This is a genomic window from Rhodococcus sp. T2V (genome assembly GCF_029269925.1).
In the GTDB taxonomy this organism is placed as follows: domain Bacteria; phylum Actinomycetota; class Actinomycetes; order Mycobacteriales; family Mycobacteriaceae; genus Rhodococcus_F; species Rhodococcus_F koreensis.
Genome location: NZ_JARJBD010000012.1, coordinates 137659 through 155477 on the forward strand (window position 1 = coordinate 137659; position 17819 = coordinate 155477).

Annotated in this window: 15 protein-coding genes; 5 read left to right on the forward strand and 10 right to left on the reverse strand. The window is 65.9% G+C overall.

Annotation, left to right across the window (positions count from 1 at the left end; translation table 11 throughout):
• Nucleotides 1-36 precede the first annotated feature (36 nt).
• The 5 genes from P3H15_RS13410 to P3H15_RS13430 form a co-directional block, all read right to left on the reverse strand.
• The gene (locus tag P3H15_RS13410) at nt 37-1494 is read right to left on the reverse strand and encodes an aldehyde dehydrogenase (protein WP_276137685.1); all 1458 of its coding nucleotides are present in this window, start codon (nt 1492-1494) and stop codon (nt 37-39) included.
• Nucleotides 1495-1821: 327 nt separating this feature from the next.
• Nucleotides 1822-2364 carry a hypothetical protein gene (locus P3H15_RS13415; protein ID WP_276137686.1) on the reverse strand — a complete coding sequence of 181 codons (543 nt, stop codon included), beginning with the start codon at nt 2362-2364 and terminating at the stop codon, nt 1822-1824.
• The gene (locus P3H15_RS13420) at nt 2364-3584 is read right to left on the reverse strand and encodes a phosphotransferase family protein (RefSeq protein WP_276137687.1); all 1221 of its coding nucleotides are present in this window, start codon (nt 3582-3584) and stop codon (nt 2364-2366) included. The genes P3H15_RS13415 and P3H15_RS13420 overlap by 1 nt, the downstream gene beginning before the upstream one ends.
• An 11-nt stretch (nt 3585-3595) precedes the next feature.
• A complete protein-coding gene (locus tag P3H15_RS13425; RefSeq protein WP_276137688.1) occupies nt 3596-4585 on the reverse strand; it encodes a hypothetical protein in 990 nt (329 codons plus the stop codon).
• A 47-nt stretch (nt 4586-4632) separates the two neighbouring features.
• Nucleotides 4633-6045 carry an MFS transporter gene (locus P3H15_RS13430; RefSeq protein ID WP_276137689.1) on the reverse strand — a complete coding sequence of 471 codons (1413 nt, stop codon included), beginning with the start codon at nt 6043-6045 and terminating at the stop codon, nt 4633-4635.
• 402 nt (nt 6046-6447) lie between these two features.
• On the opposite strand from P3H15_RS13430, the gene P3H15_RS13435 reads away from it, so the two are divergent.
• Nucleotides 6448-7623: an IS701 family transposase gene (locus P3H15_RS13435; RefSeq protein WP_276137709.1), complete on the forward strand. Its 1176-nt coding sequence runs from the start codon at nt 6448-6450 to the stop codon at nt 7621-7623.
• On the opposite strand, the gene P3H15_RS13440 is transcribed toward P3H15_RS13435, so the two are convergent.
• The 3 genes from P3H15_RS13440 to P3H15_RS13450 all read right to left on the reverse strand — a co-directional run bounded on the left by P3H15_RS13440 (nt 7567) and on the right by P3H15_RS13450 (nt 12232).
• Nucleotides 7567-9111, reverse strand: coding sequence for a CdaR family transcriptional regulator (locus P3H15_RS13440; protein WP_276137690.1), 1545 nt, complete (start codon nt 9109-9111; stop codon nt 7567-7569). The genes P3H15_RS13435 and P3H15_RS13440 overlap by 57 nt on opposite strands.
• A 505-nt stretch (nt 9112-9616) precedes the next feature.
• Nucleotides 9617-11026, reverse strand: coding sequence for an FAD-binding oxidoreductase (locus P3H15_RS13445; RefSeq protein WP_276137691.1), 1410 nt, complete (start codon nt 11024-11026; stop codon nt 9617-9619).
• A 9-nt stretch (nt 11027-11035) separates the two neighbouring features.
• Complete coding sequence (locus P3H15_RS13450) at nt 11036-12232, reverse strand: Ig-like domain-containing protein (RefSeq protein WP_206016015.1); 1197 nt, start codon at nt 12230-12232, stop codon at nt 11036-11038.
• 249 nt (nt 12233-12481) lie between these two features.
• Here P3H15_RS13450 and P3H15_RS13455 point away from each other — a divergent pair, with 249 nt between their 5' ends.
• A complete protein-coding gene (locus tag P3H15_RS13455; RefSeq protein WP_276137692.1) occupies nt 12482-12937 on the forward strand; it encodes a MarR family winged helix-turn-helix transcriptional regulator in 456 nt (151 codons plus the stop codon).
• Nucleotides 12934-14346 (forward strand): MFS transporter, encoded by a 1413-nt coding sequence (locus P3H15_RS13460; protein ID WP_276137693.1) that lies wholly within the window; start codon nt 12934-12936, stop codon nt 14344-14346. The genes P3H15_RS13455 and P3H15_RS13460 overlap by 4 nt, the downstream gene beginning before the upstream one ends.
• A gap of 8 nt (nt 14347-14354) precedes the next feature.
• Here P3H15_RS13460 and P3H15_RS13465 read toward each other — a convergent pair whose 3' ends face one another.
• Nucleotides 14355-14933: a TetR/AcrR family transcriptional regulator gene (locus tag P3H15_RS13465; RefSeq protein ID WP_276137694.1), complete on the reverse strand. Its 579-nt coding sequence runs from the start codon at nt 14931-14933 to the stop codon at nt 14355-14357.
• A gap of 70 nt (nt 14934-15003) precedes the next feature.
• Between P3H15_RS13465 and P3H15_RS13470 the strand changes: the two genes are divergently transcribed.
• Nucleotides 15004-15474, forward strand: a complete 471-nt coding sequence (locus P3H15_RS13470) for a group II truncated hemoglobin (RefSeq protein ID WP_276137695.1) — start codon at nt 15004-15006, stop codon at nt 15472-15474.
• Between the two features lie 24 nt (nt 15475-15498).
• On the opposite strand, the gene P3H15_RS13475 is transcribed toward P3H15_RS13470, so the two are convergent.
• Nucleotides 15499-16623: a nitric oxide synthase oxygenase gene (locus P3H15_RS13475; protein ID WP_276137696.1), complete on the reverse strand. Its 1125-nt coding sequence runs from the start codon at nt 16621-16623 to the stop codon at nt 15499-15501.
• Between the two features lie 141 nt (nt 16624-16764).
• Here P3H15_RS13475 and P3H15_RS13480 point away from each other — a divergent pair, with 141 nt between their 5' ends.
• On the forward strand, nt 16765-17739 hold the full coding sequence (locus P3H15_RS13480; protein WP_276137697.1) for an LLM class flavin-dependent oxidoreductase: 975 nt from the start codon (nt 16765-16767) through the stop codon (nt 17737-17739).
• Nucleotides 17740-17819: the final 80 nt, after the last annotated feature.

Sequence of the window (17819 nt, forward strand, 5' to 3'; positions counted from 1 at the left end):
ACCGCGTGGCCTCACGATCACCGGGCGGCGGTGCGATCAGGCGCGTGCCGCGGGAAGGTAGACGGTCTTGAGTGTGCGGAACGCGTCCAGTCCCTCCGGGCCGAGTTCACGGCCCAGCCCGCTGGCTTTGACACCACCGAATGGGGCGTGCGGGTCGTTCGAGTAGTGGTTGACGCCGATCGTGCCCGAGCGGATTCGACGGGCTACGGCGGCAGCTCGTTCGACGTCGGCGGACCACACTGTGCCGCCGAGTCCGTAATCGCTGTCGTTCGCGATGGCGATCGCTTCGGCCTCGTCCTCGTAGGGAATAACCGTCAGCACTGGGCCGAAGATTTCCTCGCGGGCAATCGTCGCCGAGTTGGTGACGTCGGCGAAGACCGTGGGCTCGACGAACCATCCCTGATCGAGGCCTGCGATTCGCCCGCCGCCGGTCGTCAGACGGGCCCCTTCGGCGATCCCCTTCGCAATGTAGCCCTCTACGCGGTCACGCTGCCTTTCAGATACGAGCGGGCCGATCTTGGTGCTCGGGTCGAGCGGATCTCCGATCGACAGAGATCGTGCGAGGTCGGTGATGGTGTCGACGATGTCGCCGTACCGGGAGCGCGGCGCGAGAACACGAGTGTTGAGCCAGCAGATCTGGCCGTTGTTGAGGAACGTGACGCCGAAGAAGTCGTCGATCGACGAAGCCAGGTCGGCGTCGTCGAGGACAACCGCCGCAGACTTGCCGCCGAGTTCGAGCGTGACCGGGCGCAACAGACGTCCGCACGTTTCGGCAATGGCACGGCCGGCGCCGGTGGAACCGGTGAACGAAACCTTGTCGACGCCTGGATGCGAGACAAGGTAGGCGCCGAGATCCCGGCCGCCCGGGACAATGTTGAGCACCCCGGCAGGTAGCCCGGCAGCGTGCGCGGCCTCCGCGACGAGGAAGGCGTCAAGCACTGTCTCCTCGGCCGGCTTGAGCACGACGGTGCATCCGGCGGCCAGCGCGGGGGCGATTTTGAGGAAGGAGATGGCTTGGGGAACGTTCCACGGCACGATCGCTGCGACGACGCCGACCGCTTCGCGGGTCACGATCGCCGACCCACCCAACATTCCCGGGCGGACCTCTTCGGCGGGTTCGGCGGCGGTCAGGCCGGCGTAGTAACGCACAAGTACGGACGGGAACCCGCCCTCGAACTGGTCGGCGAGCCAGATCGGCATGCCGTTCTGCATGGATACGCGCCGCGCCGTCTCCGGGCCACGGGACTCGAGCTCCTCGGCGAACCGTTCGAGGACCTTGCTGCGATCCGCGGGATCCCAAGCGGCCCAGCCGGTCGGATCATCGAAGGCTACGCGAGCGGCCGCGACCGCGGCATCGATGTCGGTCTCCACGGCCCGTGGGACGGACCCGACTGTGCTGCCGTCGGCTGGGGAGTGCACGGTGATCGTCTCAGTGGACCGTGGGGTTGCCCACTCCCCACCGATGTACAGCTCGGAGTAGTCGATTGTGCTCATGGTCCTCCTCGGGCGAAGCCGCCGGAACCGGCGGAGAAACCCTCTCAATGAGGGACAGGGCAACCTTGCTGGACGGCGACATTTGGATCAACAATTTTCCTTGGTTCCGGGCAAAGATCACCCAGAAGGAGTACTCACTGACACCCAATTCGGCCCGGACGGACCGTTGCAGACGCGGATGAGGAGTGTCGGGTATCACCGCTTCCGTTTGGTCTAATGTTAAATCCATATTAACCCTTTGGCAAGAGGCGCCCTCTCGGTGAGCCGACACGATGTGGACGGCGAACCTGGGCTCCGCATTCGGAGGATGAAGAGCCCAGGACCGCTCTATTGCGCGGCTGCGCAGGATTTCCCTGCCAGGAAATCATCGACGCTCCGGAGACGATCTCGGCTGGATTCGAACCCGAACGGTGCGTACCACGATCGCTGGAACGCGAGGAGCTCGCGCGAGGATTCGACAACCCACCGGCCCAGCGCCTGGCGAACCTCGTCCGGAACCGTTTCGTCCCGTACAACGGCGCTTACGGCGGCGGCGAGTGCGGCACCCTGCTCGAGGAGTTCGGTGGTGCCCGTGGACGCGGCGTCGCGTGCAGCTCGTGCAGCATCGACCTGCTTGGGCAGGTCGCCGACCGCAGCACCGACTGTTGCGGAGAGACGCGTCAGCACACCCTCGGCCATCTGGAGATATTCGCCCAGTTCGAATCGGGACCGTTCGTGGATCCGGTAGATCCGCGTACGCAGGAATTCCAGGTAGTCGGCGACGAGGGGCAGTTGCTCGGAGGCGAGCGGGTCATTCGGGTCCACGGCCGGTGCGACCGAGTCGAGGAGTGACTTGCGCAGGGCACCGAGAGTATTGCTCGAGTGGTCCATTAGAGCACCTCGCTCAGTAGGGTGTTCAGTTCGTCCGCAGCGACCGCGGCCATGCCCTTGACCCGGCACAGGACGACATCCTGATGGGATTTGCCGAGCTTGGCGACACGGTGCGCCGAGGCCAGCGTGGATACGACGATCTGGTAGGCGTTGAGAATCTTGTAGAAGGTGATCTTGTCCGGATCCACTGGGAGCCCGGTGGCCTGTTCGTACCGTCGGTAGAAGTCACCTTCAGGGATCAGTCCGCACACAAGGTAGCGGTCGAGTTCGTCGAAGTGACCGAACGTGGACTGCGTGGTCCAGGCAAGGTCTCGGTGCCGGTCACCGAGATGACCGCGTTCCCAGTCGAGCCAGGCGGTGATCTCGAGGGTGGATTCGTCGTAGAGGAAGTTTCCGCTGCGGTAATCGCCGTGAACGATGCCGACATGATCGAGGACGGGCAAGTGGTGGCGCATCCATTGCTCGGCCACGTCCATCAGCGGCAGGTCGGTCGCCCGGTCCTCTTCCCACGTGCGCCGGGCTTGGTTGAGCAGCCATCGTGCCGCGTCGTCGGTCCCGACCCGGGGTTGCGCAAGGCTGGTGAACGTCGCTGCGGACAGATCGAAGGTGTGAAGGGCCGCCAGGTAGGACAGGAACTGCTCGGCGAGTGGTTCGCGGGCGTCGACTCCGAAATTTGTGCCAAGTCCGCTGATCTTCCCGGTGACGGTCGCCGACGGTTTGGTGATCCCGGAGACGTACGAGTAGATCAGTGCGGGTTCGGGAAAAAACTCTCCGTCGATGTCGATGAAGTACGGCCGTGGGACGGGAATTGTGTCCCGCACGGCGTCGACGAGTTCGAACTCGCGTAGCCGGCTGGTGGCATTCGACCCTTCGGCAGGGTCCATCCGGACCACCATCCGCTCACTCGTCCACGTATCGGATTTCTTACGGTGAAGGGTGAAGCCCATCTGGATCTTGGACACACCACCGGTGAACCATCGAGCGTCCGACACTCGGAAGGGGCCATCGACGCGAGTGGAGAGGAACGACTCGACGCACCGAACGAACTCGTCGAGGTCCATCCGCCGGTAGGGGCCGAGTGCGCGCCGGTTCATCTTGCGTGTCAGTGTCCGATCCACTTCGGGTTCGGTCGGGTAGAGCCTTCGCAGATGTTCGATCTGTGTGTCGGTGGGGTCGTCGGCCCAGTCCCGGTCGGGCAGGGGAAGAGTTGATCTGGTCATGAGGTTCGCTCCTACTTCAACCGGCCGTGGCGGGACATCCGCTCCGCCATGTAGTCCAGGCCGAAGATGTCGCCCATCTCGCCGTAACCGACGGCGGAGCCGCGCTCGTAGCGGAACAACGACTGGTAGCAGACGTGGGACGGGTTGAACGTGTACCACGGGTGGCCGGCGATCGCGCTGCCGAAGAACTCGTACTTCTTGCCGCGGACGTCGGTGGCTGTGACGTGATTGCTGAACGCGAGCATGTCGACGCGCTCGGCCTGGATTGTTCCGTCGACCAGGCCGTGGACCTCGCCCTGGTCCACGACGTACCCGAAGCGGATCTTGTCGTAGAACACCTGGCCTCGTTCGATCCGCATCGGCACCGCCATGTGCATTGCGAAGTCCTCACCGAAGTTGATCGAGACCCAGGAGACCGAGCGGGTGCCGATTTCGGTGCGGGGGCCCCAGCTGTGGTCCATCCCCTCGTAGGACTCGACCTGGTAGGTCTTCCCCCGTAGTTCCAGCTCGCCGCGGATCCGGCCCTTGACCTCGAAATGGCCGTTTTCCCACTCGTCACCCTTGCGGGCGTCGTCCGAGGAGGCGCGGTCATGCTCGAGGAGTGGGTTCTGATCGGGGTCGTGTGGGTCGAACGGGTCGTGCAATCCTTCGAAGGTGAGATCGAAACTCGCCGCGCCGAGCGCGTTCTTGTATTGCATGCGGTAGTTGCGCGGACCGTCCGAGGAGACGGTCAATCCGTTGTCCAGGGAGTAGTTGCTGAACGACTCGGGGCAGGGGAGATGCATCTGGGGGTCGGTGAAGTCGACTTCGTAGGGTTGGCGGCAGAATCCCTGGCCCAGGATCACCGAGGACAGGGTGACACCGAGATTCGGACGGGCCAGCACGTAGGCGTTGCCGAAGATTGCTGCTTCGGGTACGGAGATGATCAGGACCGTGGTTTCGGTCCAGGTCCGATCGGTGAGGTCGCGGGGGTGGAATTCGGTGTCGGTGTAGTTGATCACAGTGTTTCCTCGTGTGGAGTCAGTTGGGTCTGATGTGGTCAGTGAATTCAGTCGTGTTGTAGCTGTGCGGTTTTCGTGTTCGTTGGTGTGGTCGAGGGAAGATCCTTCGCGGTCGGGGGAAGGGTCTTCGAAATCGCGATCATGAGGATGCCCCCGATGCCCAGAACGATCGCGCCGACGAGGAAAGACAGCCGATTGCCGGCATCGCCGGGGAACGCATCGCGGATGATGCCGAACATGTACGGCGAGACGAATCCTCCGATGTTGCCGATGCTGCTGATCAACGCGATTCCAGAGGCGGCGGCCGCGCCGGAGACGACCTTCGGTGCGGTCGTCCAGAACGTCGGAATGGTGGCCATCGCGCCGACGGTGCCGACGCAAATCGCGATGGCGGCGACGACCGGATTCGACGATACGGTGGCGGCGGCGACCACCCATCCGCTCGCGCCGATCAGAGTGGGAACGGCGAAGTGCCACATGCGTTCCTGGGTTCGGTCCGAGCTCCGGGAGATCAAGACCATGGCGATTCCGGTAAAGATGTACGGTACTGCCGCGATGTAGCCGATGCCGATGGTGCCGATGGTGCCGCCGGTCATCTCCTTGATGATCGACGGAAGGAAGAAGCCCATGAGATAGATGGGTACGACCATCGAGAAGTACACGACCGAGAGCATGAGCACCCGGTAGTTTTTCAATCCGTCCGTCCACGAGGAACGGCCGGTTCCGTCCCCGGTGCTATCGGGGCTCTCCCGGCGAATCGTGTCGGTAATCCACTGCACCTCAGAGGTATTGAGCCATCGTGCGTCGCCGGGCTCGTTCGGAAGGAATTTGAGGATGACGGCAGCGAGCACCAGGCAGGGCAGTCCTTCGGCGATGAACATGAATTGCCATCCGGTGAATCCCCAGGGGTGGAACGACATGAGAGTGCTGGTGAGGGGGGAACCGATGGCCGAGGCCACCGGGATGGCGAGGAAGAACAGCCCGAGGATTCGTCCCCGGTTCGCCGACGGTACCCACCGGGTCAGGTAGTAGACCACGCCGGGGAGTAGGCCTGCTTCGGCGGCGCCGAGGAGGAACCGCATCCCATAGAACATCCAGAGGTTGTCGACCAAGGACATCAATGCGGTGATCAGGCCCCAGGTCACCATGATCCGGGCAATCCAGATCCGGGCGCCGACTCGGTGGAGTGCGATGTTGCTCGGGACCTCGAAAAGCACGTACGCGATGAAGAAGATGCCGGCGCCGAGACCGAATGCGGCTTCGGTGAGGCCAAGGTCCGCCTGCATCTCGAGTTTGGCAACACCGATGTTCGTGCGGTCCACGTAGCTGAGGAGCGCTCCGAGGAACAACATGGGAACGATCCGGAACGCGATCTTTCGGGAAACTGCGGATTCCAGGTTCTCGGTGGGCGAGTCGGGTGTCTGCACGGCGGTGTTCAGCCGATGTTTATCCATGGTCATCTGAACCTTCTGAGGATGGATCGCGGAGGGTTGGTGTCCCAGCGGGAAGTGACGACGTCACCGCGAACCATAAGAACGCTCCGGGGTGGAGGACAATGACGTGCCAGGTTGCGGCTGACATCACGGGTGCGCGAAGACTGTCCGATCCGACAGCGATGCGCTGAAGCGCGCTGGCTGATCAGCGGGTGATCTGGTAGAGAGCATGCGTTGGAATTGGCTCGTAGGCCGACGACGATTGCCGAAGTGCGGGTGTTGCGCGATTCCAGTGGTGGGCGAGACCACAATTTCTCCCATACCGGTGACCGCCGTCACTGTAAACGGGGGGCTTCCGGAACTGCTCGTGATGTACTACAACGACATATTGTGACAATCAACGGGAATCGAGCCAGACCGGCCGCCGATATCGGGGGCCGCGATCTGTCGCCGGGGCTCGCTGTCTTCTGCGCCCGCTTCGCGCACCGATTCCTCCGTGTCGAACCGCGTCGGCGAATGTCGGCCTACGTCCACGGGTTGGTGAGCGGCGGCGAACGCAAGAACGGGTGGGTCCAGGCCGAATCGGCGGGTGAGGCCGGCCCGGAAGGTATGCAGCGGTTGTTGAATGCAGCGACGTGGGACGAAGACGGCGTTCGTGACGACGTGCGTGAGGTGGTTGTCGGGGCCATCGGCGACATCTGGCAAGGGCGGTTGATAGTGGGTCAGACGCCTTTTCTGAAGCGAGGGCGTCGATCCGCCGGGGTGACAACCAGGATCGCGGAGGAAACCGGGAGACACGAGAACGCTCAGATCGGCGTCTTCCTGGCGTACGCGTCCGAAGCGGGATGTGGCCTGATCGACCGCGAGCTCTACCTACCGCAAGAGTGGACGGACAACCGGGGTCGGTGCCGCGGGGCTGGTGTCGACGACTCGGTCGGCTACCGGAGCCCGTCAGACCTGGCTCAGGTGATGATCGGCCGGGCACTCGACGCGGACGTTCCGTTCGGGTGGGTGACGGCGGGTGTTTGCCATGGACGGTCGGAGCAGCTGCGGAGTTGGCTGGAGGAACGCGGCGTGCCACATGTGGTCGAGGTTCCAGGAGAGTGCCGGGTTGCCACTGCAAACCTGCAGGTCCGTCCTGCGGCAGAGGTGATCGACGAACTGTCGGAATCGGTGTGGCACCGTCTCAGTCACCTCGACGATGTCGCAGGTCTTCGGGTCCGGGACTGGGCGGCGGTGGACCTGTACAGATCGGGGCGGCAGTATGGGAACTGGCTGCTGGCGGGTCGATCGATCACCGATCCGTCCGATGTCAGCTATCACCTGTGCTTCGGTCCGATCGGCAGCATCCTGTCAGAGCTCGCTCGCATAGCAGACGGTCGGCGGGCAATCGACGAATGCGTTCGATCGGCACGACTCGAGTCCGGGCTCTCGGACTATCAAGTCCGGGGGTACCGGCCGTGGTACCGGCACATCACGTTGGCGATGGTGGCATCGGCGTACCTGTTGATCCTGCGCGGAACGAATGCGGATCGGGGTGAAGACGGTTTATCCCAGATTCGGCCGGTTCGCTCCCGGCCGAACGCGGTCGCACCCTGGTGGTGAGACGACAGTGCAAGTGCGGTCTACGACGGCGTGGTCGAGACCCATCTCGCCCTCCTCGCTTCGGTCGAGGACGACGAGTGCGGGGTGGCCCTGAAAACGAAGTACGAGAAGTGCGGTCTGGACGCTCAATTGGTCCGCCGCAGTTCCCACGACGTCGAGGCCGATCATGGCCCGAACGCGCGAGAGGCGTAGCCGCACCGTGTTCTCGTGCACGCCGAGCTGGTTTGCGGCACCGCGTGGGCTGCGACCGGTGTCGAACCAGCACTGCAGAGTACGCAGTAAGTCGGCGCAGCCGGGATCGTCGCCCAGGATGGGGCCGAGGACATCGTCGGCGTAATGTCGCAGGGCCGCAACGTCACCGTTCGCCAGAAATACGCGAGCCGGCCCAAGATCGTCGACCGAGAGAATTCGGTGCGTCGACCGTTCCGAGAAACGGTCCATACATTTCACGACTTCGCGTGCCTCACGGTGCGCACGGGAGAACGCAGCCGGTTCGCACACCGACGACACGCCGGCGATCAGTCCCGGCGGCTGGCACAATTCGGCAGCCGCCTGTGCGACCGCGGTTTTGACCCGCGACACGGCCACTACCGATCCGACATCGTCCGAGGACTCCACCAGCAGAAGCAGCCCCTCTGACCCTCGAGTCGACAGCACCTCGACGCCAAGGGAATTCTCCAGATGTTCGACCATGGCATGGTCGAGATCTTCGGTCTCCCCGTCCGGCACCTGTACGAAAACGAGTACGCGACGGGCCTCCGTGTTCACGCCCAGATACTCGCCGCTCGCGGCGAGATCCTCTTGGACACCCGTTCCATCGACGAGTTGTCGGGTAAGCGCAGATTTGGCGTTCCACGCGACGCGAGCTATGCGCCGTTGAATCAAGAACTGGGAGCCGATACGGCGTGCACTGCGAGCAGCGGTGTACTCGTCGGTGGGGCGCAGCGGCGTGGGATGCTCATCGAGCACCAGCCACCCGAAGAGCTCACCACGCTCCACGATCGGGGTGACGATCTTGCGGCGGACAAGATCTGTGGCCGGTCCGGCAGACAAAACGATGGGTCTCGGTCCCACGGTCGAGTCCCGAGGGTATGAACGGAGGATTGTTCCGAGCGAGGGCATCGAGACCCGTCCTGCGGAATGAGGGCCCGCGGCGGTGATCATCCGCTCGCGCAGGTCGAACAAGACTACGGCTTTCCCCGTCAACTCCGCGCAGACTCGGACGATCGCGGACATGGTGTCGGCGGTGGCAACGGCATCGTCGAGTCGTTCGACGACCGCGGCACGTTCGTCGGCGAGCAGTCTGCCGTGTTCGAGGTCCCGCCGGCGACGTCGTTGTTCCTCGGCGTCGAGGACGGTGAGCGCTGCGGAATCGACAAGTGTGCGGAGAGCGAGCACCGCGGTGGAGTGTTCGGTGGTGAATTTGGCTCCCGGCCGTGAATCGCTGAGGAGAAGAAGCCGGATAGGCGACGATCCGGGATCGGACACGCGAAGAAGAACTACCCGGGCAAAATCAGGTTCGTGCGGGGAAACGTGCGTCAGGGCTCGAACGGAAGCAACGATCGGCTCGGTGGATGCCAGCGCCCGCCGAACAAGCGGGTCTTCGGGTAGCACACGAAGGGATAATAACTGAGACCCGTTGTGGGGGAGGGGGATAAATATTCCACGAGCACCGTCTTTCACCAGGATGCTCGCCGTTTCAAAACCGGCCTGCGCGGCAGTGCGGATGAGAATGTCGTCGAGTAGACGTAGATGCGGGGAGTTCGCGGGCAAGGGTGCAGTCATGTGTACCTCGGCGATGCAACGCAGCGCATAGCCGACTCGTCTCGTCGGGGTAAGGACGATCGAAAATTTATGTCATAGGTCTGACCATAACTATCCCCGGGAAGGTTGGCAAGGCCCGGATTGCCGCAGGTCGGGCGACCACCTCAGGCCCACGGCGGCGGTACTCAGCGAGTAGAGCCCGCCGTATCGGAGTTATGAATCGCGGGGGCTATAGCGGGTAGTGCGTCAGCACCCCCATCGGATCGTGCCGCTGCCGCAGTTCTCGCAGTCGCCGCAGGTTTCCGCCGTAGGCAGCGTCGATCTCGGCTCCGGTCTCGGGGAATCCGGGCCGGACTTCGACGCTGTAGACGCCGGTGGTGTGGGGTGCGAGCGCGTCGAGGGTCCCGCCCGCCCACGACAGGCAGGCGGCGCCGTCGTAGGGGTCGGACCAGATCGCGTTGATCGGGATGTTCCACTCGCCGCTCCGGCCCCAGAATGCGGTGTCGCCGTCACCCACGTCGGCGAGCGCACCGCCGGTGTGCTGGAAGTCGATTCGACATTCCCGCGTCGGCGCCCCGCGGATCTGGGTGGCCAGGGCTTCGGCGAGGTGGGAGTCGAGGGTCGGTCCGGTGAAGACGGCCTTCCCGAAGAACGACCCCCTGTGGTCACCCGGTTGGGGCAGCCGGATCGGTTCCGGTTCTTCGCCGTCGGCTCCGGGTGGCGCGAATTCGGGTAGCCCGGAGAGGTAGTTGCCCGTCGTCTCGGACCGGTACAGCACGCTACCCGACACGGCGGCGACCGAGGTGGCGGCGGCCCGGGCGCGGTCGATGTCGGATGCGTCGTCGCTCGCGCACGCGGTGTACACGAACAGGACGGGTTCGTCGGCGGACAGCGCGCTGTAACCGAGCACCGCGCCCATCGTCGTGTCACGCGGAAGCGTCGGGGCGACACGGAAATAGGTGGCGAGCGCGTCGAGTCCGAGCACCATTCGATCGACCCACACCGGGCCCTGCGGATGGGTGCGCAGCACCGCCGACGTGACGACACCGAAGCACGGGGCGCAACCCCGGACCGCCCACCACAGGTCGGCCTCGTCGCCGGTACTGGCATCGGACAGGTGGACGACTTCGCCGGAGGGCAGCACGAGTTCGACCTCGAGCAGTTGATCGACGGTCAGCCCGAGACTGCGGGTGAGGTAGCCGACGCCGCCGCGGGTGACGAGTCCGAAGCCGGCATGTCCGACGATCCCGACCGGCACCACCCGGCCGGTGGGGGCGAGGGCGTCCAGCATGGTTCCCACGGTCGCGCCACCGGCGACGACCACTCGATCGTCCTCGGGCCGCGCCGTGTTCATCTGGGCAGACAAGTCGAGCATGACGGCGTCGTCGGCGACGCAGTTGGAACTCAGCCCGCCGCCGCGGACGGTGACGGTGCCGCCCGTCCGGTGCGCAACCCGCATGACGGTGGAGACGTCCTCCACGGACTCCGGTTCGACGACGCAGGACGGGCGGCGTCTCGCGGCGTCGGGAAAGAACACTCTGCCCAGTGCCGCGCGGTAGTCGCCGGTGTCCGGCAGATGAACCCGGTGCGGGAGCACCGCCTTCAGCTGCGCGACACATTCCGCGGATGGTGAACTCATGAGCGCCTCCTATCCGGTTGCGTTACCTGCCTGCCACTCGGCCCACGGAACTTCCCAGTCCCCGTACGTGTCCCACACGGGCAGGATCGGTCCGCCCGAGTTGGTGATCTCGACGACGTCGCCGATACCGAAGTGGTCGAACATCCACTGGGCGTTGGCGGGAGCCAGGTTCACGCAGCCGTGGGAGACGTTGCTGTTGCCCTGATCGCCCACCGACCACGGCGCCGAGTGGACGAACTCGCCGTCGTTCGAGATGCGGAGGTTCAGGTCGACCTTCTCGCGGTAGTAGTCGGGGTCGCCGGCACAGACGCCGTACGTGCAGGAGTCCATGATGATGCTCTGCTGCCTGTCGGAGACCACGTGCGGGCCCTCGTGCGAGGGGTGGTCGGGAGAGCCGAGGCTCATCGGCATCGAGGTCTCCTGGACACCGTTGTGGAATACGGTGAGCACCTCGCTGGCCCCGTCGGCCTTGGCGACCCACGAGTCGTGCACGGTGTAGTCGGCGGCATTGTTCTCGGCGCCGAAGACGCCGTCGCCCAGGTCGACGCCGAACACGTCCGCCTCGATGTGGATCTTGGTTCCCGGCGCCCAATAGTTCGCGGCGCGATAGTGCGCGTTCTGATCGTCGGTCCAGTACCAGGCCCCGGGCTGCGGCGGTGTCGTCGTCACGTGCAGTCGCTCCTGCACCGCGGCCTTGTTGGCGACCGGAGCGGTGAACTGGAACACCATGGGCTGGCCGACGCCGATGCCCGTGTCCGCGACGACCTCGGGTGCCGGGACGACGTTCGCGTACGCGGTGGAATCGGGGGTCATCGTCGTCACCGTGAACGTCTGCTCGACGGGGGCTCCGTCGGGGTTCGCCGCGTCGGCGACGACCGTGTACGTGGACCCGTATCCGAGGGGTGCGGTGCTCGTCCAGCTCGTGCCGTCGGGTGCGAGGGCGCCGGCGACCGGTGCGCCGGCATCCGCGGGATTGGTGACCGTCACGGTGGTCAGCCGGCCGCCCGTGGCGGTGACCACGATGGGGGTGGTCGGGTTGATCGGCGCGCCTGCTGCCGCGGGAACGGCGATCGAGGCGGGCGCGGCCTGGGTGGTGGTCGGGGGTTCCGAGGTGCCGGTGTCTCCGATGGTGCATGCCGTGGCCAGGAACGTCAGGGCCACCACTGCAACGATGCCGGCTGTCCGTGTGCGGAGAGTCACGACCACCTTCTTTCGGATCTCGATCAGCGTTCGCCGTCCTCATACTGCCAGCGATCGGCTCGGAGTTTCCTGTCAGACACTCGCCGACCCCGCCCGACCTGGGTGAATCCGCCCACCCACGGTTTTTTAGACAGCTGTGCTGTCAATATGTATAGCCGTAGACGCACGTAGTCGACGCAACATGACGATTGACCTCGGGAAATAAAACAGCTAGACTGGCTAATGAAATTACTCCGGCGAACGAGAGGCGAATACATGGACGAGAAGGCTGATCGACTCCGTGAGGACGTCGTCATGTTCACCCGGCGCATCCGGACTCAGCGCTCCGGGCACCTGCTCACGCCCTCGCAGCTGCAGGCCCTGGCGCATCTCGACCGGGAAGGTCCGATGAGCGCCCGTGCTCTCGCCGATCTCGAGCAGGTGGCGCCGCAGTCCATCGCGCGGACCGTCTCGATTCTCGAAGACTCCGGGATGGTATCCCGCACCGTGGACCCCCAGGATGCCCGGGCGAGCATCGTCGCGATCACCGCGCTGGGATTGCAGACCCTCACCGCCGACCGGTCGCGGCGGAGCGAATGGCTCTCGGCGGCGCTCGCCGCCGAATGCACCGACGCCGAACGCGACCTCCTCTTCATCGCCGGACGGCTACTCCGCCGACTCGCAGCAACCCCCGAGTCGGCGCCGCAGCGGGAGTCACTGATGAGCTCGTGACCGCGACCGTCGCCGACACCGCTGTCGCGCAGAAGTCGCCGTCCGTACCGTTCCGGGTCAGCGGATCCGTCGCCACCGGGAGCATCCTCCAACCCCTGAACTCGTCGATGATCGCGGTGGCGATCGTCGGCATCGCCGCCCAGTTCGGCTCCTCGTCCGGCATCACCTGGGTGATCTCCGCGCTCTACATCGCCACCGCCGTCACCGCGCCGATGGCGGGAAAGCTCGGCGCCCTCCTCGGGGCGCGGAAGGTGTACCTCGGAGGCCTCGCCCTGGTGGCGCTGGGCTCCGTGGCCGGTCTGCTCGCACCCACGGTCGGCTGGCTGATCTTCTCCCGCATCCTCGTCGGAATCGGAACCGCCACCCAGTATCCCAACGCGATGACGATGATTCGCGGCTACGCGGAACGGCACGGTGCGCAACCGCGCACCGCGATCACGACCCTCGCGATCTGCAGCCAGGGAGTCGTGGCACTCGGCCCGACGCTCGGCGGACTGCTGGTGGGTGCGTTCGGCTGGCAGTCGATCATGTGGATCAACCTTCCGATCGTCGCGTTCAGCGCGGTGGCGGTCACGAAGTTCGCGAACGTCGGCTTCGTCGGCGGCATGTCGGTCAGCCGACGGCAACTGGTGCACGCGCTCGACGTCGTGGGAGTCCTGCTGTTCCTCGCGCTCGTCTCGTCCACGATGCTGTTCCTGCTGTCGGTCACCACCGACCCGGTGTGGTGGCTGATCCCCGTGTGGGCACTGGTGCTGGCGCTGTTCGTCCAGTGGGAACGTCGGGCGGACGAACCGTTCATCGACGTTCGGGCGCTGGCCCGGAACCGGGCGCTCAGCGCGACCCTCGCGCGGACCCTCCTCACGTACACGGCCTTCTACTGTGTCTTCTTCGGAATCCCGCAGTGGTTGCAGTACTCCCGGGGGATGGGCGCCACCGAGGCGGGGCTGACGATGCTGCCCGTCGCCGTCGTCGGGATCGGCTCCACACTGCTCGCGTCCCGGACGTACCGGCGGCACGGGGTGCGCCGAACACTCACCGTCGGGACGTGCGCGCTGCTGGTCGGCGGGGTGCTCCTGGCCTCGGTGGAGAGCAGCACCGCCCCGATCGTCGTGCTGCTCATGGTGGCGGCGGTGCTGGGAATCCCCAACGGATTCAACAACATCGGCAACCAGAATCTGATCAGCTCGGTCACGTCCGTCGAGGAAGTGGGCACGGCGATCGGGATGTACCGCACCGTGCAGTACATCGGGGCGAACCTGTCGGCCGTCGTGCTGCAGACCACTGCCGGTCACGTCATCGGCGACGACGGACTGCACCGCACGGGATGGTTCATCGCGATCGCGGGTGTTCTCCTCCTCGCCGGGGTCCTGATGTCGCGGAACATGGGCGACCGCCGGTCCGCTGCGTAGGGGGCACGTCAGGAGGGAACCGTTCCTCCGACCGCCCGCCAGGTCAGCGCCGCGGTCCGGGCCGCCCAGTCCGCGGGGGGCGGATCGCCGGCCAGGGCGCGGCCGTACCAACTGCCCGTGGTCATCGTGACGGCGACCTCGAGATCGGCGTCGGCGTCGATCATCTCCAGCTCCGCGGCACGATCCAGGATGGCGCGGATACGACGCCGGCGCGGTGCCACCACCCGGGCGCGGTACTGCGCGCGGACGTCGCCGTCAGTCGTGTCCTGCAGCATCGTCCCGACCAGCGACAGCCGGCCGGTGCGCGACACACCGCGCTGGAAGTCGGCCAGTTCCCGAACGAGATCACCGAACGGGTCCGCCGACGACCGGCCGGTCTCCTCGTCGGCCAACTGCGCCACGACGGCTGCGGCCAACTCCGCCTTCGTCGCCCACCGGCGGTACAGCGCCTGGCGGGTGGTGCCCGCCTCCGCCGCGATCGCGGCGAGCGACATCGCGTCGTATCCGGCCCGGGACAGTTGCCGGCCCGCAACTCTCAGGACCCGGGTATCGATGTCGGTGTCGCGACTGCGCCCGGCCACACTCATGCTCGAACCTCCTTTCAATCCAATACTGATGTGTATTGTAATGGAGAGACGACGGAAATCGGGAGCTCGCATGAGTGATCAGGACACACCGTCCCTGTACGACTGGGCGGGCGGTGAGCAGTCGTTCCGGCGGCTGATCGACGCCTTCTACGACCGGGTGGAGCGCGACGAACTGCTGTCGCCGATGTTCCCCGGCGGCGTGCACGAGGAGCATCGCCGCAACGTCACCCTGTGGTGGTGCGAGGTGTTCGGCGGCCCGCCGGGATACACCGAACACCTCGGCGGCTACGAACGCATGCTGCGGCACCACATCGGTCTTGCCATCAGCCCGCAGCAGCGGCACCGCTTCGCCGCGACCATGAGTCTCGCCGCCGACGACGCGGCCCTGCCGTCCGACCCCGAATTCCGCTCCGCCTTCATGGCATACGTCGAGTGGGGGACCAGGCTTGCCCTGCAGAATTCGAGTCCGGGAGCCGAGGTGGTCGAGCACGCACCCGTCCCGCACTGGGGTTGGGGCGTCGCCCCGCCCTACCGCGGCTGACCGGGCAGCGTGTCGGCCGACGTCCTACAGGTTCCCGCCGGTGATCGGACAACCTGCGGGCGCCGGGAGAAAGTTGGGGCGGAGGTCCATGTCGGGTGCGTCGTAGAGCCGGTGGAACGTCGGGGTGAGTGCCGCCGACATCGGTGGGTTGATCCACGACCAGTCGGTGGGGCACTTCCGGCCCAGCGATTCCTCGCGTTCGACATGGCTGATGAACTGCTTCGCGACGGTGTGATGATCGACCATGTGCACGCCGGACTGCCGGTAACTGTGGATCACGGCGCGGTTCAGTTCGACCAGTGCCCGGTCGCGCCACAGCGTCCGTTCCGAGGACGTGTCCAGGCACAGCTTCTCGGCGATGGCGGGCAGCATGTCGTAGCGATCCTGGTCGCTGAGGTTGCGGGCCCCGACCTCGGTGCTCACGTACCAGCCACTGAACGGGGCGAGTGGGTAGGTCAGCCCGCCGACCGAGAAGTGCATGTTCGACACGGCGGGCACGGCATGCCATTTGAGACCGAGATCGGCGAACCAGGCGTAGTCGGGGTGCTCGATCTCGACCTCGAGCACCAGCTCCGGGGGAACGTCGTACCAGCGCAGTGGCTCGTCCGGGGTACTGATCAGCAGGGGAAGCACATCGAAACGTGTTCCGGCGCCGCGCCACCCCATCCTGGTGACGGCCTCGGTGATTCCGACCTGGGCGGGGTCCCCGGTCACCGTCCCGTCCGCGTGGCGGTAGCCGGCGTACCGGATCAGTTGCGGGCTGACGATCTTGTACTCGCGTCCGTCCGCCAGCGGTAGGGGACCGACCGTGATGACCGAGCGCAGGGCGCCGCCGTTCGTCGCGACCCGCAGGTGCTCCCAGCACGCCTCCGCGATCTCGTCGGCGCTGGTGGCGTGCCGGGCGTCGAGAAGCTTCAGCGTGCGCCAGTGCTTGCGACCGACGCAGCGGGCGTGATTGCGCCAGGCCAGCTGCGAGCCGACTTCCAGTTCCTCCACGGTGTGCTCGTAGCGGCCCGTCTCGGCCAGCGACTCCAGCGCGTCCGCGAGGCGGGCGGTGGGCAGGTGGGCCAGCTCGGGCTCGCTGAAGAACTCTGCGCACTCCCGCATCTGCGCTGCGGACCGCGACGTGACGTCCAGCGAGAACGACATAGTCCCTGTGCTGCTCACCATTGACCTCCCGGCGATCGTGGATCCTGCGGCGGTCAGTATGTCAGCGAAGCGGGCACACCCGTCCACCGAGTGCGGACGGGGTGAGGAAATACCGCCGGCAGGACGGCGGTTCCCCCGGAGATGAAGCTGTCGATTCTCGACCGGTCCCGGACGCGCCGGGGTGCGCCCGACTCTGCCGCGCTGACCGGGACGATCGAGCGGGCGGTGCACGCCGAACACCTCGGATTCGAGCGGTTCTGGGTGGCCGAGCACCACGCCGTGCCGGGCATCGCGAGCGGGTCGCCGCCCGTGCTGCTCGCCGCCCTCGGCGCCCGCACCAGCCGGATCCGGTTGGGGTCGGGTGGTGTCATGCTGCCGAATCACCAGCCGTTGGTGGTGGCCGAACAGTTCCTGATGCTCCAGGCCATGTACCCGGGCCGGATCGACCTGGGGGTCGGACGGTCGCTGGGATTCACGAAGCCGGTGCGGGAGGCACTGCGACGCGACCGCAACGCCCCCGACACGTTCGCGGACGACCTCGACGAGGTCCGGAGCTACCTCGAGGGCAAGGGCGCGGTGACGGCCCGGCCCCGGGTGGCGAACCCCCCGTCGATGTTCGTTCTCGCGACTCGCCGCGGACTCGACTTCGCCGCGAAGGCCGGTCTGCCGGTGGTGGTCGGCGGGCCGATCCTGCAAGGGGCGGGCCCGCGCGTGGAGGAACTCGACCGGTACCGCGACAGCTTCGTCCCGTCCGCCGCTCACCGGGCCCCGTACGTGATGATCTCGCTCGAGGTCATGATCGCCGAGAACGACGACCGGGCCCGCGAATTGCTGCTCCCGGAGGCGTGGGCGCTGGCGCAATCGAGCCGGACCGGGGAGTTTCCGCCGCTCGACTCGGTCGCGGACATACGCACTCAGCCCTGGACCCCGCGGCTGCGCGAACAGGTCGACGCCACGATCGCGTCGTCGATCCACGGCGACGCCGAACAGGTGACGGTCGCGCTCGACGCGCTGAGGGCACGCACCGGCGCCGACGAACTCCTGGCCTCGACGTCCACGTTCGACCGGGACGCGCTGTTCGAATCCGATCGGCTGTTGTCACTCCTGGACGTGTGACCGCGCACGACGCACAACAGTTGCCGCAAGTCTTGCGCAAGTCTTGACAATCTTGCGCAAGGCGGTGGATAGTGTGTGTC

Excerpts from the sequence above, each read along its gene's own strand:
- P3H15_RS13430 (WP_276137689.1), bottom strand. The coding sequence starts at position 6,045 with ATGACCATGGATAAACATCGGCTGAACACCGCCGTGCAGACACCCGAC.
- P3H15_RS13470 (WP_276137695.1), top strand. The coding sequence starts at position 15,004 with ATGAGTGATCAGGACACACCGTCCCTGTACGACTGGGCGGGCGGTGAG.
- P3H15_RS13475 (WP_276137696.1), bottom strand. The coding sequence starts at position 16,623 with ATGTCGTTCTCGCTGGACGTCACGTCGCGGTCCGCAGCGCAGATGCGG.
- P3H15_RS13465 (WP_276137694.1), bottom strand. The coding sequence starts at position 14,933 with ATGAGTGTGGCCGGGCGCAGTCGCGACACCGACATCGATACCCGGGTC.
- P3H15_RS13410 (WP_276137685.1), bottom strand. The coding sequence starts at position 1,494 with ATGAGCACAATCGACTACTCCGAGCTGTACATCGGTGGGGAGTGGGCA.
- P3H15_RS13415 (WP_276137686.1), bottom strand. The coding sequence starts at position 2,364 with ATGGACCACTCGAGCAATACTCTCGGTGCCCTGCGCAAGTCACTCCTC.
- P3H15_RS13480 (WP_276137697.1), top strand. The coding sequence starts at position 16,765 with ATGAAGCTGTCGATTCTCGACCGGTCCCGGACGCGCCGGGGTGCGCCC.
- P3H15_RS13455 (WP_276137692.1), top strand. The coding sequence starts at position 12,482 with ATGGACGAGAAGGCTGATCGACTCCGTGAGGACGTCGTCATGTTCACC.
- P3H15_RS13445 (WP_276137691.1), bottom strand. The coding sequence starts at position 11,026 with ATGAGTTCACCATCCGCGGAATGTGTCGCGCAGCTGAAGGCGGTGCTC.
- P3H15_RS13420 (WP_276137687.1), bottom strand. The coding sequence starts at position 3,584 with ATGACCAGATCAACTCTTCCCCTGCCCGACCGGGACTGGGCCGACGAC.